Below are 14569 nucleotides of genomic sequence, written 5' to 3'. Positions count from 1 at the left end.
TGCAGAAAACACTTGAGCCTCCGGAAGAACCTTCCTTACTCTCGGTCATCATGAAACCGGGAGGACGACAGTCATCATGACGGGCAGCCCGCTGGCCATGCCCATTCGCGTCATGCATCGCTGGCGACAGCGTATGAGTGGCGTAGAGTTATCAATTCTGTTTGCCATGACGGGTCTGTGTCTTTTCCTGCTGAAGGGTGCAGTCTGGGTTCCGGGTGCCCTGCCCTTGCCACTCAAGCCGGCATTCCCAATCTGGCAGGAAGTCGTCTGGACTGTCTTCCACGCCGGGCTTGCTCTGACGACAGTAGTTGTTGTGTCGCTCGTACTGGCAGGCACGGCGCGGCAGTTTCCACGGTTTCGTAGTATTCTGGTGCCTGCACTCTCTGTTGCACGCGCTGTTCCGGGGCTTGGCCTGACGGGGCTCTTACTTCTATTTTTACCTCCTCTTGTCGTGATTGTAGCGGCAGCGGCCTTCAATATGATCTGGCGTGTTCTGACGGCTCTTCTGGATGCCCAGGACACGCTTCCAGCCGAGCTTGAAGAAGTCGCCACAGGTCTGCGTATGACGGGCTGGCAGCACTTCTGGCGGTTGCAGGTTCCGGTTGCCATCCCTCTGGTGACGTTCCGTGCTGTGCAGGCCATTCCGGGGTTATGGTTTCGCCTGCTGTGTGTGGAGGGTCTTATGACCCTTCTGATGCGGCGTGACGTCGGAGGGTGCGGGGCGCAGGCACTGGTGGCGCTTGAAACCCATCATCTGAGCGGATTTCTGGAGGCTGGCATCTGCGCGGTTCTTCTGATCGTGATCATGGACCAGTGTCTGATCAGGCCTATGACCGGATGGGCGCAGCGGTACAGGCTGGATGGTCCTCAGCCACAGAAAAAACGTACGCACTCCTGGATGCTTCAGTTCTGGAGAGAAACAGGTCTTTTGAACGGTGTTAGCGTGAGCTTGCACACGCTCATTAGCGGGGTTGGTAACTGCCGGATCGGCCGGACGATGCGTTATGTTCAACCCTCCTCCCCAAAATCCCTCCCGGTGCCTGGCTGGCTTATTCCCGGGGCCTCCCTGATCTTTCTGGGTATCGCCGTTGCGCAGAGCCATCTGGCGACACGTTTGCCGTATGATGTGCTTGAGAGTGTTTTGACGCTTCTGCATGTTTGCGGGGCTCTTATCCTCTGCATCGTGCTCTGGTTGCCGCTGGCTCTATTTTTCTTTGATGCTGGAGCCGGTATTTTTCGGGTCAGTAGGATGGTTATTCTGGCAGGCTCGCTTTTCCCGGCCGTTCTTCTTTATCCTGCCTTCCGTGGGCTGGATGTCGTTCCCACCGCTGTTCTTCTGTTCCTTGGTGCGCATTGGCTCACGGGTGGGACGGTACTGGATGCCATTCAGGCTATTCCGGCGCCGTTCAGGCAGGTTGCACGTGGGCTGCGGCTTAAAGGCGTTCTGCTGTGGAAGCGCCTGATCTTACCAGCCATTGCACCTGATCTGTGTGGTGGCCTGCTTTTGGCCGCTGTTCCGATCTGGGATGCCGTGATGGTGGCTGAGGCGTTCGTGCCTTCTGATAGCGGACTGGGTGCGACGCTGCTGGCCGATATGCTTCAGGGGCAAATCGGCGCACAGATCGTTATTCTTATGCTTCTTACGCTTCTTTCCATGCTGCTTGATCGTCTTGTTCTTCAGCCCCTCGCGGTTTACGCCGCACAGAAATATGCAATCCGATGATCTATTCCCTGCTTAGTCTTCAGGACTGCCGCCAGATTTACCAGAAGGACAGCAATGCTGATCTTGTGGTGCTTGATCAGGTCAGTTTCGATGTGCGTCCTGGTGAAATCCTTGGGCTTCTTGGCCGGTCCGGTTCTGGCAAGTCTTCCCTCTTGCGGATCATGTCCGGACAAACGCCCCCTGTTGAGGGAAAGGTTTATTGGGAGGGCAAGCCTGTAGCCGGCCCATTGGAAAAGGTGGCGACAGTTTTTCAGTCGGGTGCAATGTTTCCATGGCTGACCCTTCGACAGAATGTGTTGCTGGGACTTGAAGCGCAGCGTCTGTCACGGTCTGAGCGAGAAACGCGTGCCAGTGCCGCAATTGAGGTCATGGGACTTGAGGGATACGAAAACGCCTATCCCAAGGAGTTGTCTGAAGCCCTCAGCCAACGTGCCTCGTTTGCACGGGCACTGGCGCTTCAACCTTCTCTTCTCATGCTGGATGAGCCTTTTTCTGCCCTCGATGTTCTGAGTGCGGAAAATCTGAGAACGGATCTGATTGAACTCTGGGCCGAGAAGCGCCTCTCCTCGCTCAATGCGATGATACTCGCGACGCATGGCATTGAAGAAGCCGTGCTGATGTGTGACCGGATCCTGATTTTCTCGTCCAGCCCAGGACGGGTGACGCACGAAATTTCCGTTCCATTCCCTCATCCGCGAAATCGGGAGGGCGCTGATTTCCGGAGCTTCGTTGACCAGATCTACACCCTCATGACACGACGTGCGCCGATCGTCTCGGAAGTCGATACTACGGTTGGGGTGTCAGCTGCCGCGTTGCCGCCTCTGTCCATTGTATTGCCAGACCTTCAGATCGAAGTGCTGGTTGGCCTTATGGAAGTTCTGAGTGGAGAACCGCTTTCAGGACGCGCTGATCTTCCGGAACTTGGTCAGCGTTTGCAGATGACGCTCGATGATCTTCTGCCGCTGGGAGAGTCCCTGCAACTGCTTGATCTTGCAGAACTGGAAGACGGAGACATTCTTCTCACGGATGACGGGCGATCATTCGTCGAGGGGGACGCCGATGCCCGCAGGGATATTATGCGCACGGCGCTCCTGCATTATCTGCCGCTTCTTCGCGTCATTCGAAGCACGTTGGATGAGCGGCCGAACCATGTGGTGGATGCCAATCGCTTCCGCAAAGCTCTCGAAGAGAACATGTCTCCCGATTATGCCCAGCAGACACTGACAACAGCTATCGGCTGGGCACGGTATGCTGAACTGTTTGATTATGATGAAGAGTCAGACCGCTTTCATCTGGAAACGGAAGAATAGGATCTGCTTCTGCCCTTCAGCAGAAGCAGAAAACCCTTCAGGCCGGTGTCTTGAGACGGTCCCGGTATAGCTTGCGCGCCTTGGCAACTTTGGGCGCGACAACAGCCGCACAATAGGCCGTTTCCGGATTGCGGGCGAAATAGTCGAGGTGCTTTTCTTCGGCGCGCCAGAAATGCGCCGGGCCTTCAATAGACGTGACAATCGGCGCGGGCCAGATCTGCTCTGCAGTGATCTCGGCCTTTACTTCTTGGGCAACACGCTGTTGGTCGGCATCTCCGAAAATAACAGAGCGATACTGCGTCCCGACGTCATTGCCCTGCCGATTGAGCTGCGTGGGGTCATGGGTCGTGAAAAAGACCCGCAGCACATCTGCCAGAGAAATTTCCGCTGGATCAAACACGACCTTCACGACCTCTGCATGTCCGGTGTTCCCGGTACAAACAGCTTCGTAGGACGGATTATCGACATGACCGCCTGCATAGCCCGGGTCTGCCGAGATAATGCCGCGCAGGCCGGTATAGACGGCTTCCACGCACCAGAAACAGCCTGCACCAAGAAGAATGGAAGAGTGTGCACTCATAAACTGAGTCTCCTGAGACGATAGCCTCCCCATATGGGGAGGCCTCTTCCTTATTTCACCACTGGTAACCAGATTGCGCTGGCAGCATTGCCGCCGCGATGAATGGTCTGGGTTGCAGAGTGATAGTCCGATGCTTTCGCGTCGAAGATATTCTGAACGAAGCTTTGCGGATTGCGGTCATAGAGCGGGAACCAGCTGGACTGGATCTGGATTTGAATCCGATGGCCCTTCTGGAAAACATGGTTCACCGCCGGCAGCGTGAACTTGTATTCCTGAATCTGTCCTGCGGGTATGGCCGATGGGTGCGCAAAGTCATTGCGATAGCGGCCACGGAAGATGTCCATCGAAACTGGAAGCTCATACCCGCCCATTTCCGGACGATCCGGCGTAACGCCAGGCTGTACGTCGATAATTTTTACAACCCAGTCGGCGTCCGTGCCGGTCGTGGAAGCAAAAATATCGGCGGTCGGGACGCCTGACACGCGGACGGGCGCATCAAGAACGGGAGTTTCGTAAGTCAGAACGTCCGGGCGGCTTTCGGCAAAGCGCTGGTCCGTAACAAGCCATGCTTTCCAGCGGGAATCCCCTGCGTTGTAGGGGCGCGGCATGAAAGGAACAGGATGCGCGGGATCAGAGATATAAGCATCCGTGCCGGGGAGCGTCCGCTTGAATGACAGGCCGTGGTCAGGCTGAAGGTACAGACGCTCCCCACGCATCATGCAGGTCGTGTCACACTCTGCGAGCCAGTTGCGGAAATGATCCCAGTGGTTTTCGCCCGTGTTGTAGATAATCGCTTCATCAAGATGCGGGTCAGCGCCATCCTTCAGATAATGATCGAAGAATGGGCGCATGACGTTGGAGCGGTACCAAAGGGCCGTGTCACCTTCAAAGTGAAGTGGACCCAGCGTCGATCCGTCGTAATTAACGCCACTATGGCGCCAGGGTCCCATGACGAGAACATTCGGGACCTGTGTGTGGTGAGCCTTGAGGTTCATCCAGGAATGGATCGCGCCCCACATGTCTTCCTGATCCCATAAGCCCTGTTCCCAGATTGTCGGGACCTTTAGAGGCTTACGGACAAGGATCTGGTCAAGCGCCTGTTCCTGCCAAAACGCATCGTAGGATGGGTGTGCTTTCAGGCGGTTCCACCACGGATACTGGTTCAGCCCTGCTTTGGTTGCAAATGCCCCCGTTGAGTCAGCCTGCAGGAAATTGGTGTAATCGTCGGCATCTGCGCGAGGAATTGTCGGCCCTTCACCGGCTTCGCTCATCTGCATGGTGAAATAGTCGAGGCCAGGCTGACGGAACGCGCCGTAGTGGAACCAGTCGTCACCCATCCAGCCATCCACCATCGGGCTTTCCGGAGCGGCCACTTTGAGGGCTGGATGCGGGTCCAGCAATGCCATCACAACGGTCCAGCCTTCATACGAAGAGCCAGTCATGCCAACGCGACCGTTGCTTTCGGGAAGGTTTTTCACGAGCCAGTCGATCGTGTCCCACGCATCGGTGGTATCGTCTGTCTTAGTGGGATTGAGGGGCCCGATCGGCGGACGGGTCATGATGTAGTCGCCCTGAGACCCGTACTTTCCACGAATATCCTGGAAAACGCGGATATATCCTTCCTCGACGAAGACCCCATCGCCCTGAGGGCAAATTTCACGCATGGTTGGCGCGTTGGGAATTCGGTTCAGGCGCTCACTGGCATGATATGGTGTGCGCGTGAGCAGGATTGGTGCGTTTTTTGCTCCCTTGGGAATGACAATCACGGTATGGAGCTTCACTCCGTCCCGCATGGGAATCATGATGTCACGCTTGATGTAGTCCTGCTGATCAGTTGGCAGGGCGGCATGAGCTGGAATGTCGTTTCCGGTCTGGATCATGTCTGGCGTTACGGCGGGTCCAGCAGATGCCGGGGCAGCCAGTGCGGCAGGGATACAGGCAATGGAAAGAGCCGTTCCAAGGCTGAGAAGATAACGTTTCACAAAAGGCTCCTGATCTTTGGATGGATTTTGGCCTTGTGTGTTCCCATCTAGCAAGAGCGGGAGAGAATGCTTTTCATATCTTTCCTGCGCTGGTCTTTTTTTGTTTGATTCGCTATGGAGCATGGCTCCTTCTGTTATGAAAGTTCTGTTCTGATGCCTGCCTATCGTTCCCGCACTACGACCCATGGCCGCAACATGGCTGGCGCGCGTGCGCTCTGGCGCGCAACGGGGATGAAGGACGGTGACTTCGGAAAGCCTATTATCGCGATTGCCAACTCTTTCACCCAGTTTGTTCCTGGGCATGTGCATCTGAAAGATATGGGCTCTCTCGTGGCTTCCGCCATTGAGGAAGCCGGTGGCGTTGCTAAAGAATTCAACACGATCGCTGTGGATGATGGCATCGCCATGGGACACGGCGGAATGCTGTATTCCCTGCCCTCACGAGAGCTGATTGCTGACTCCGTTGAGTATATGGTGAACGCGCACTGTGCTGATGCCATTGTCTGCATCAGCAACTGCGACAAGATCACGCCGGGTATGCTGATGGCCTCCCTGCGACTGAACATTCCAGTTGTGTTCGTGTCTGGTGGCCCCATGGAAGCGGGCAAGCTCAATGGCCCAGGTGTTGAGCGTAAGCTGGACCTCGTAGATTCGATGGTTGCTGCGGCGAACCCGAACGTGACGGACAGTGAATCTGAACAGATCGAGCGCTCAGCCTGCCCGACCTGTGGCTCATGCTCCGGCATGTTTACGGCCAATTCCATGAATTGCCTTGTGGAAGCGCTGGGCCTTGCGCTGCCTGGTAACGGGTCTCTGCTGGCAACCCACGCTGACCGTCGCGATCTGTTCCTGAGGGCCGGTCGTCTCTCAGTTGAGCTGGCACGTCGCTGGTATGAGCAGGACGATGCCTCTGTGCTGCCGCGGAGCATCGCAACCCGGAGTGCGTTTGAAAATGCCATGGCGCTGGATATTGCCATGGGTGGATCAACGAATACCGTATTGCATCTGCTGGCTGCTGCCCGTGAAGGTGAAGTGGATTTCCACATGGCAGACATTGATCGTCTGTCCCGCAAGGTGCCGCATCTTTGCAAAGTCGCGCCTGCCAAAGCAGACGTTCACATGGAAGACGTGCATCGTGCAGGTGGTGTTCCAGCCATTCTGGGCGAACTCGATCGCGCAGGTCTGCTGCAAACATCTCTTCCAACCGTTCATGCTCCCACATTGGCTGATGCCCTTCAGAAGTGGGACATCATGAATGGTGGCGAAGAAGCGGTTAAAATGTTCAAGGCCGCTCCTGGTGGAGTGCGCACCGTGCATGCCTTCTCACAGTCCAGCCAATACCATGAACTGGATACGGATCGTGAGAAGGGCGTCCTGCGAAGCCGTGCTCATGCCTTCTCGCAGGATGGTGGGCTAGCCGTTCTGTACGGCAACCTCGCGGAGGACGGCGCGATTGTGAAAACGGCCAGCGTGGCCAAAGACATTCTGACCTTCACAGGTACGGCTCGCGTGTTTGAAAGTCAGGACGATGCTGTTGCCGCTGTTCTTGGGAACAAGATCGTTGCTGGCGATGTTGTTGTTATCCGCTACGAGGGCCCGCGCGGTGGTCCAGGGATGCAGGAAATGCTGTACCCGACCAGCTATCTGAAATCCAAAGGGCTGGCTGAAGTCTGCGCTCTGGTGACCGATGGCCGTTTCTCGGGTGGTAGCTCAGGCCTCTCCATCGGGCATGTCTCGCCGGAGGCTGCTGAAGGCGGTGTGATCGGCTTGGTAGAAGATGGTGATCGCATCGTGATCGACATTCCAAACCGGACGATGCGTCTTGATATTTCAGATGCCGAAATCTCGAGCCGTCGTGAAGCCATGAATGGCCGTGGCGAAAATGCCTGGAAGCCAAACCGTACGCGTGTCGTATCCCGCGCTCTGCAGGCATATGCGGCGATGACAACAAGCGCTGCCAACGGTGCTGTTCGTGATCTGTCTCAGATTATTGTGAAGACACGCGGCTGATCACGCGCTCTACGGCCTCTCTCAACTCGGGAGAGGCCAGCATTTTGGGCCCGTCATGCCCCGTGTTGGGCACGATATCGATGTCCCAGTTAAAAGGGACATCAAGCCTGTAGGCTTCTTCTCTGGCTTGGGCATAGGCCCACTGCCCTCTCTCCAGGCGATTGCGGCCTTGTCCCATGGCTTGGGCAATGCGGCCTGCCTCGAGAGTAGTCTCCACATCGTCCGAACCAAGCAGGATGGTGAGATGTTCAGCCAAATAACGCTTGATTGATTGCTGCTGGGTATTCTCCGGCCAGCCATTAAATCCATAAGGGACTGGACTGTCAGTTTCTGGCTCCACGTATGTTGCTGGGTTCATGAGGATGATTTCGACCTCATTTGCCGGAGCATATGCCGCCACGCGGTCCAGAAACTGCGCGCCAGCTGAGTGGCCAATCAGAATAATGGGAAGATCCGGCTGCTGGGTTTCCTCCCATGCCCATTGTTCCATGGGCTTGATCAGTGTCGCAGCCGGGATTTCGTCCTGCCGTACGGGAAAACCGCCGCGCTGATATTGCCAGGTTGGAAACTGCTTCAGAGGAAACGACGGTGAAAAGACCACCCCGCAGACAGCGCGTGCGAGGGGGATACTTTGATCACGGTATGCCTCGTTATCACGGTCTTTTGCCGCCAACACGAACAGGATAGCCCTTAAACGACAACCAGACGGTCGGAACGCGTCAATATCCAGCGACCGACCATACAGAATGGCTTTCTGGGCGCTGGGTCCGACAGGAAGCTCTGTGGCCCTGGCAATTGATGTCTGTGAAAGCATCATTGCCAAGGCAATCAGGAAAAGCTTGGGAGGCTTAGCCAAGCCGCGCAAGTGCAGCCTTGAGGCGTTCGAGATCATGCTCGAAAGTTTCAAGGCGCTGACGGTTTTCTTCAACCACTTCCGGCTTTGCACGTGCAACAAAATCAGCGTTGTCCAGTTTGCGACGGACCTTGATGATCTCACTGTCGTTCTTGCTGATCTCTTTTGCAAGACGTCCCCGTTCTGCATCGAGATCGATCAGACCCTCCAGCGGGATAAAGATCGTCGCTTCATCAAGAACGATTTGAGCGGCGTTTTTGGGAATTTCGCCTTGGAAAACATCAACGTCCGAGACGCGTGCCATGCGGCCAATAGCTTCAGCCCATGTTTTTGCACGAATAAGATTTTCAGGCGAAACATCGCGGAAAATCAGCGGTGCTTTCTGTGCTGGGGGGATATTCATCTCAGAGCGAAGCGTACGAAGTTCGCTGATCAAACGTACGACCCAATCCAGTTCTGCACGGGCTTCTTCAGCGTTCGGTACCGGCATTTTCTCCGGCCAGCGAATTGCCGTGAAGTCACCGGAATAGCCCAGTTCTTTCCAAAGTGTAGCTGTTACAAATGGTGTCACAGGCTGCATGAGGCGCAGAATCAGTCCTAAAACATGGGCACTGACCGCGCGAAGTTCGATGGTTTCGTCATTTTCCGCCGCGAAGACGGGTTTGGAAAACTCTACGAACCAGTCACAGAAACAGCTCCACACGAAACGATAGCAGCAGTTAGCGTACTCATCGAACCGATAGTTCGAAAGTGCCTGCTGTGCATCCGCAATGGCGGTGTTGGCTTCTGAGAGGATCCAGCGCCCCAGACTGCTTTGGACGCTCGCTGGATCGAAGTCCTCTACGGGCTGTGCGCCATTCATCTCAAGGAAACGGGACGCATTCCACAGTTTCGTGACGAATGCACGGTGCTCTTCAACGCGCTTGCGACCGAGCTTGATGTCGCGGCCTGGGCCTGTACCCGCACAGATTGCCAGACGCGTTGCATCAGCACCAAACTCTGCAATCAGGTCCAGAGGGTTCAGCCCATTCCCCTTGGACTTGGACATTTTTTGCCCTTTTTCGTCCCTGACAAGGCCGTGGATCAGGACCGTTCGGAAAGGCACGTCGTCCATGAAATGCAGGCCCATCATCATCATCCGGGCAACCCAGAAGAAGATAATATCAAAGCCCGTGACGAGGACGCTCGTCGGGTAATAGTGAGCAAGTTCGGGCGTTTTGTCCGGCCAGCCGAGAGTTGTGAAGGGCCAGAGGCCAGAGCTGAACCACGTGTCGAGAACATCTTCGTCCTGCGTCAGTGGAACGCCATCACCGGCCTGGGCCTGGGCCTCAGATTCTGTATTAGCGACATAAACACTGCCATCCGGGCCATACCAAGCCGGAATACGATGCCCCCACCAGAGCTGGCGGCTGATGCACCATGGCTGAATGTCTCGCATCCAGGCGAAGAACGTATTCTGCCACTGTCTGGGCTCGAAAACGATTTTACCACTTTCCACGGCCTCTACTGCTGGGCCTGAAAGCTTTTTTGCATCGCAATACCACTGCAGGGTCAGGCGCGGTTCGACAACCGCGCCACCGCGCTCGGCATAGGGGACCTGAAGCTTATGTGGTTCGATTTTTTCAAGCCACTCAAGACGTTCGAGTTCGGCGACAATGCGCTTGCGTCCCTCTTCCCGGCTTAGGCCAGCAAGCGATTCCACAAACGCTACTGACGACAGGCCGTCGATCTCAGCCAGTTCGGCACGGATTTCGTCGAGCCAGATATGGGCTGTTTCATCCAGCATCGTGGGCGCAGACAGATTGTGTCTTTTGCCCACTTCAAAGTCATTAAAGTCGTGAGCAGGCGTGATTTTTACAGCGCCAGTTCCCTTTTCAGGGTCGGAATAGAGGTCTGCCACAACAGGAATGCGGCGACCCGTTAGCGGGAGCGTGACAAACTTGCCCACCATGTCGGCGTAGCGTTCATCTTCAGGATGAACGGCAACGGCAACGTCTGCCAGCATCGTTTCAGGGCGCGTAGTTGCAACCGTTATCGTACGTCCATCTTCAAGTGGATAACGGATGTACCACATGGATCCCTTGGTTTCACGGTTCTCAACCTCAAGGTCGGAAATCGCGGAACGGAAGTTTGGATCCCAGTTTACCAGGCGGCGATCACGATAAATGATCCCTTCCTGGTGTAACTGTACAAAGACCTTGCGGACGGCGCGTGAAAGCCCCTCGTCCATGGTGAAGCGTTCGCGGTCCCAGTCTGCCGAAGCACCAAGTTTGCGAAGCTGCTGGACGATCTCCCCGCCGGACTGCTCTTTCCACTTCCACACCCGCTCGAGAAAGCCTTCGCGACCTAACGCGGTTCTGCTGACGCCTTCTTTATCGAGCGAGCGTTCGACAACCATTTGCGTGGCGATGCCAGCATGGTCAGTTCCTGGCTGCCACAGGACATTGCAGCCCTCCTGACGCTTCCAGCGGATCAGAATGTCCTGCAGCGTAAATGTCAGGGCATGGCCGAGATGCAGTGTCCCTGTGACATTTGGTGGGGGAAACATGATCGAAAATGGCGTTCCCGGTGCACTCGGGTCGGCACGGAAAGCCCCGTTGTTCTCCCAGCTTTCGTAGAGAGACGTTTCATGATCAGCGGGAACAAAACTTTTTTCGAGCATGATAATCCAGAAAGTTCAGCGGCAAATGTTGGTAAAAGAAGGCAATCAGTTATTCGGGCGCAGGCGCGCAATCTCGGCGCGCACCAGAATTTCTACAAGCGAAGGCAGATGAGCATCCAGCCACGTCCGTACCATGGAGCGCACTTCAGTGCGAACCATGTCTTCAATCGTCATGCCGCTGCTTCCGCTCACGACGGTATCAGACGGGATTGATTTTCCGTTACTGCTGAATGCGGTCTGCAGGTCATTGAGCGAGTGCTCTGCAGCAGCAATGGTTTGTGCGCCCATGAGATCATCCTGCGGCGCGGAGTTGCCGTGCTCTGTCTTTGCAGGTGACACCATCATGGATGGTTCAAGGGTCAGTTCGTCATTTTCGATAGCTGACGTCACGAGTGTGCTCTCCACTGTTTTGTTCAAAGTCTTGTCATCCTTCAGGATCCGGCGGATCGAGCTAAGGACGGTGTCGATTGTATCGTCAGCCGAGCCACGCTGCGGCTCCGGAGATGGAGAGGTCATGACGTATGGGGCATCTTGAGCATTACAGGAAAAGCATTAGCGTCCAGGCTGATTGATCGCGTAGTCGCTGGTGCCCCACAGTCTGTTCTTGACCGCATTGTAGTAGGCTTTTTCATCGTAGAGCGGGACCCCCAGCTTGAGGTCAGATGCCGTCAGTCTTCCGATCGACGCTGCGACCGCATACGAGGAGATGACCAGATTAGACAGGTGCTGAACCAGTGTCTGCTGGGCCTGCAGGAGTGTCTGCTGCTGCTGGAGAACGGCCAGTGTTGTGCTGGTCCCGACCAGAGCCTGACGTTCCACACCATCTAACGCAATTACGTTGGCGGAAATGGCCACGCGGTCACTGTTGATGGATTGCTTGAAAGCAACCATCTGTTGCCAGCTCGCCGCTCCTTTCTGAAGGGCCGTACGGCGCTGCACATCCACTTCACGATGGGCGGCCTGGGCCTGCTGGCGTGCACCGCGGATGGCAGAATATTCAGAACCGCCCTGATAGATCGGAATCTGGAAGGCCAGCATTCCATATTTATTATCTGTCAGCGAGCGGCTGTAACCCTGATTTATGGAGTGCTGAAAAGCAAGCTCAGCGGAAACCTTGGGCATAATCGCCGAGATCTGTACAGACACATTGTCTTTTTGCTGCGCTTCAGTGAAGAGCGCATTCACAACGTCTGGATTGTTCTGAACTGCAAGGGCAACGACTTCGCGCTCACTTTGAACGGGCAGCTTGAGTGGCTGGGGCGCTTCAATGTTTGGAGGCGCAGCAATCCCCACGACCTGCATATAGGTTGCCTGCGCTCCCTGAAGAGTTCCTTCCGCCTGCTGCCGCTGCGCTGTTGCGCTTGCAAGAGCTGCCTGCGCCTGGGCGACGTCAGTTCTGGTAATTTCACCAACGTGGAAGCGTTCCTGCGTGGCCTGAACCTGCTGCTGGAGAACGCGCTCATTATTGATGGCGAGCTGCAGAAGTTGCTCGTCCTGAACGACGCCTACATAGGCATTGACGACATTTGTGAAGACTGTCTGTTCTGTCGAGATCAGTTTGGCGCGTTCAGCCATCACCTGATTTGTCGCTGCGTGAATGCCTGCGACAGTTTTGCCGCCTTCATACAAAGGCTGGGTAATATTCACACCGCCGCTGTATCCAGGCGTCTGATAGCGCTGGTTCGTCCCCAAATTACCGCTGCCGGCGGCATAGTTGGTCTGACCGTCGTAGTAGGTCAGGTTCATTGTTGTCTGGATGGTCGGGTGCCAGCCCGCCATTGCGGTCGGAACCTGCTCATCTGTTGCACGCAGGCGGGCACGCTCCTCGCGGAGTGTGGGGTTTGTCAGATAGGCAGTGGAAAGAGCTTCCTGCAAAGTATGTGGGACGAAGGTTGGGGACCCGCTCCCGTCATACTTCTGAGCCAGGGCTGTTCCGCTCAGGAGAAAGCTCAGAAGACCCAGTCCCAAGGGACCAGATAGAGCCTTTGTGCCGTTGCATCCTGAAGTCATGAGATATCCTGCCATCTGAACACTGTATCGCAGCGTTTCGTGAATCAGCCCTTAATAGCCTGATCCCTCTCAGAAGAAAAATCCTCATCGAGGCTGAAATATCTCTCTTGACCAAAATGTCCTGAAAGACGATATAGCCCCTGTCTCCTCCGAGGTCCGGTGGCAGAATGGTGATGTAGCGGACTGCAAATCCGCGAATGTGGGTTCGATTCCCGCCCGGACCTCCAGAGAGACTACTCCCCCCGCAGAAAATAGCTGTTTTTTCCTGATGTTCTAAAAATCAGGAATTCGATTTTACCATTTTCAAATAAAGTATTGGCTTTTTTGATCGGCTGGCCGTGTGTATTGCGTCACGTTAGCCAGCCGTCTTGCTCAGTCTGTCAGGAGTGAGCCTCTGCATAGGCTGCGGCTGCCCCAAAGAGACCAGGCTGGGGATGCGTGATGATTTTGACAGGCATTTCGCTCATCATGGTCTCAAAGCGCCCTTTTGCGACGAAACGTTCGGCAAAGCCGGATTCACCGAGAATATTCGCCAGGCGCAGTCCTAGGCCGCCGGCAATCACAACGGCATGGGCGCCGTGTGCCAGGGCAAGATCACCAGAAACGGCACCAAGGCTCAGACAGAAGCGCTCCAGAGCTGCGGCTGCGATCGTGTCGGAACCTTCCATGGCGTTCTGCCAGAGTGTTCTGTTATCGCGTAGTGTGATGGGTAGGCCCTGCTGTTCAGCAATGACTTCGTAAAGGTTGGTCAGGCCGGGGCCAGACACGATGCGTTCTGCTGAAACACGCCGGAAACGCTGGCGGAGCGCCTTGAGGATGTTGTCTTCAACTTCGTCGAGTGGTGGGTAGTCGAGGTGGCCGCCCTCGGTCTCCATGACAAAGTATTTTTCTCCACGGCGTAGCAGGCAGGCTGCCCCCAGACCCGTACCCGGCCCGACAATCGTGATGGTTCCCTGTGATGGAAGATCCACGTCCGGGCCGCACAGATGTCTCATATATGATGAGTCAACCTGAGCGACCGCATGAGCCACGGCACCGAAATCGTTGACCAGAACGAAGTTGTCGAGATGCAGACGGCTGGCAAGCTGCGTCGGATGAATGACCCAGGGATTATTGGTCATCTTCAGAATTTCACCTGTAACCGGACAAGCCACGGCAATCCCGGCTTCCCTTGGTAAAGGGCGGTCCAGTGTCCTGCCAAAAGCTTCCCAGGCCAGAGCCAGGCTTGCGTGCTCGGCGCATTTCAGGGTGACGGCTTCACCCAGTTCAGCGACGGTTCCGTTTTCGATGCTTGCGATTGCAAAACGGGCATGGGTGCCGCCGATATCGACCGCAACGATTTCCCTCATGACAACTATCCTCTGGCCTGTCTGGCATCTGTTGAATGTGGAAGCAGTCGCCTACCGGCAGCATGCCGTCAAGTTAGTGAGAGGCGGCTT

At 55.7% G+C, this 14569-nt stretch carries 10 protein-coding genes and 1 tRNA gene; 4 read left to right on the top strand and 7 right to left on the bottom strand.

Features of this window, described 5'->3' with window-relative positions; genetic code table 11:
• Window positions 1–76 precede the first annotated feature (76 nt).
• Both KP707_RS07530 and KP707_RS07525 read left to right on the top strand, forming a co-directional pair.
• Window positions 77–1723, top strand: a complete 1647-nt coding sequence (locus tag KP707_RS07530; protein WP_211502703.1) for an ABC transporter permease subunit — start codon at window positions 77–79, stop codon at window positions 1721–1723.
• On the top strand, window positions 1720–3033 hold the full coding sequence (locus KP707_RS07525; RefSeq protein ID WP_099212431.1) for an AAA-associated domain-containing protein: 1314 nt from the start codon (window positions 1720–1722) through the stop codon (window positions 3031–3033). The genes KP707_RS07530 and KP707_RS07525 overlap by 4 nt, the downstream gene beginning before the upstream one ends.
• A gap of 37 nt (window positions 3034–3070) precedes the next feature.
• On the opposite strand, the gene msrA is transcribed toward KP707_RS07525, so the two are convergent.
• Both msrA and KP707_RS07515 read right to left on the bottom strand, forming a co-directional pair.
• Window positions 3071–3613, bottom strand: coding sequence for a peptide-methionine (S)-S-oxide reductase MsrA (gene msrA / locus KP707_RS07520; protein WP_046901514.1), 543 nt, complete (start codon window positions 3611–3613; stop codon window positions 3071–3073).
• Window positions 3614–3663: 50 nt separating this feature from the next.
• Complete coding sequence (locus KP707_RS07515; RefSeq protein WP_211502702.1) at window positions 3664–5595, bottom strand: CocE/NonD family hydrolase; 1932 nt, start codon at window positions 5593–5595, stop codon at window positions 3664–3666.
• Between the two features lie 153 nt (window positions 5596–5748).
• Between KP707_RS07515 and ilvD the strand changes: the two genes are divergently transcribed.
• Window positions 5749–7605: a dihydroxy-acid dehydratase gene (ilvD, locus tag KP707_RS07510; RefSeq protein ID WP_099212435.1), complete on the top strand. Its 1857-nt coding sequence runs from the start codon at window positions 5749–5751 to the stop codon at window positions 7603–7605.
• Here the strand turns inward: ilvD and KP707_RS07505 are convergent.
• Genes KP707_RS07505 through KP707_RS07490 form a run of 4 tightly spaced genes read right to left on the bottom strand, consistent with a single transcriptional unit; the run spans window position 7583 to window position 13130 of the window.
• Entirely contained in the window at window positions 7583–8497 is a 915-nt protein-coding gene (locus tag KP707_RS07505) for a hypothetical protein (RefSeq protein ID WP_249202857.1), read from the bottom strand. The genes ilvD and KP707_RS07505 overlap by 23 nt on opposite strands.
• On the bottom strand, window positions 8454–11120 hold the full coding sequence (locus KP707_RS07500) for a valine--tRNA ligase (protein ID WP_211502701.1): 2667 nt from the start codon (window positions 11118–11120) through the stop codon (window positions 8454–8456). The genes KP707_RS07505 and KP707_RS07500 overlap by 44 nt, the downstream gene beginning before the upstream one ends.
• 45 nt (window positions 11121–11165) lie before the next feature.
• Window positions 11166–11636: a DUF2497 domain-containing protein gene (locus KP707_RS07495; RefSeq protein WP_046901517.1), complete on the bottom strand. Its 471-nt coding sequence runs from the start codon at window positions 11634–11636 to the stop codon at window positions 11166–11168.
• Window positions 11637–11672: 36 nt separating this feature from the next.
• Entirely contained in the window at window positions 11673–13130 is a 1458-nt protein-coding gene (locus KP707_RS07490; RefSeq protein WP_099212441.1) for a TolC family outer membrane protein, read from the bottom strand.
• Window positions 13131–13283: 153 nt separating this feature from the next.
• Between KP707_RS07490 and KP707_RS07485 the strand changes: the two genes are divergently transcribed.
• Window positions 13284–13357, top strand: a tRNA-Cys gene (locus KP707_RS07485).
• A gap of 153 nt (window positions 13358–13510) precedes the next feature.
• On the opposite strand, the gene glk is transcribed toward KP707_RS07485, so the two are convergent.
• On the bottom strand, window positions 13511–14479 hold the full coding sequence (gene glk / locus KP707_RS07480; protein ID WP_046901518.1) for a glucokinase: 969 nt from the start codon (window positions 14477–14479) through the stop codon (window positions 13511–13513).
• Window positions 14480–14569: the final 90 nt, after the last annotated feature.

The sequence above is a fragment of the Gluconobacter sp. P5E10 genome (genome assembly GCF_018812145.1).
Lineage (GTDB): Bacteria > Pseudomonadota > Alphaproteobacteria > Acetobacterales > Acetobacteraceae > Gluconobacter > Gluconobacter cerinus.
Note: the sequence above shows the minus strand (reverse complement) of the source record. Positions and strands in the feature narration are given on the sequence as shown.

Bases quoted from the DNA above. Each gene is read 5' to 3' on its own strand.
- ilvD (WP_099212435.1), top strand. From the start codon at position 5,749: ATGCCTGCCTATCGTTCCCGCACTACGACCCATGGCCGCAACATGGCT.
- KP707_RS07495 (WP_046901517.1), bottom strand. From the start codon at position 11,636: ATGACCTCTCCATCTCCGGAGCCGCAGCGTGGCTCGGCTGACGATACA.
- KP707_RS07500 (WP_211502701.1), bottom strand. From the start codon at position 11,120: ATGCTCGAAAAAAGTTTTGTTCCCGCTGATCATGAAACGTCTCTCTAC.
- KP707_RS07490 (WP_099212441.1), bottom strand. From the start codon at position 13,130: ATGACTTCAGGATGCAACGGCACAAAGGCTCTATCTGGTCCCTTGGGA.
- KP707_RS07530 (WP_211502703.1), top strand. From the start codon at position 77: ATGACGGGCAGCCCGCTGGCCATGCCCATTCGCGTCATGCATCGCTGG.
- msrA (WP_046901514.1), bottom strand. From the start codon at position 3,613: ATGAGTGCACACTCTTCCATTCTTCTTGGTGCAGGCTGTTTCTGGTGC.
- glk (WP_046901518.1), bottom strand. From the start codon at position 14,479: ATGAGGGAAATCGTTGCGGTCGATATCGGCGGCACCCATGCCCGTTTT.
- KP707_RS07525 (WP_099212431.1), top strand. From the start codon at position 1,720: ATGATCTATTCCCTGCTTAGTCTTCAGGACTGCCGCCAGATTTACCAG.
- KP707_RS07505 (WP_249202857.1), bottom strand. From the start codon at position 8,497: ATGATCTCGAACGCCTCAAGGCTGCACTTGCGCGGCTTGGCTAAGCCT.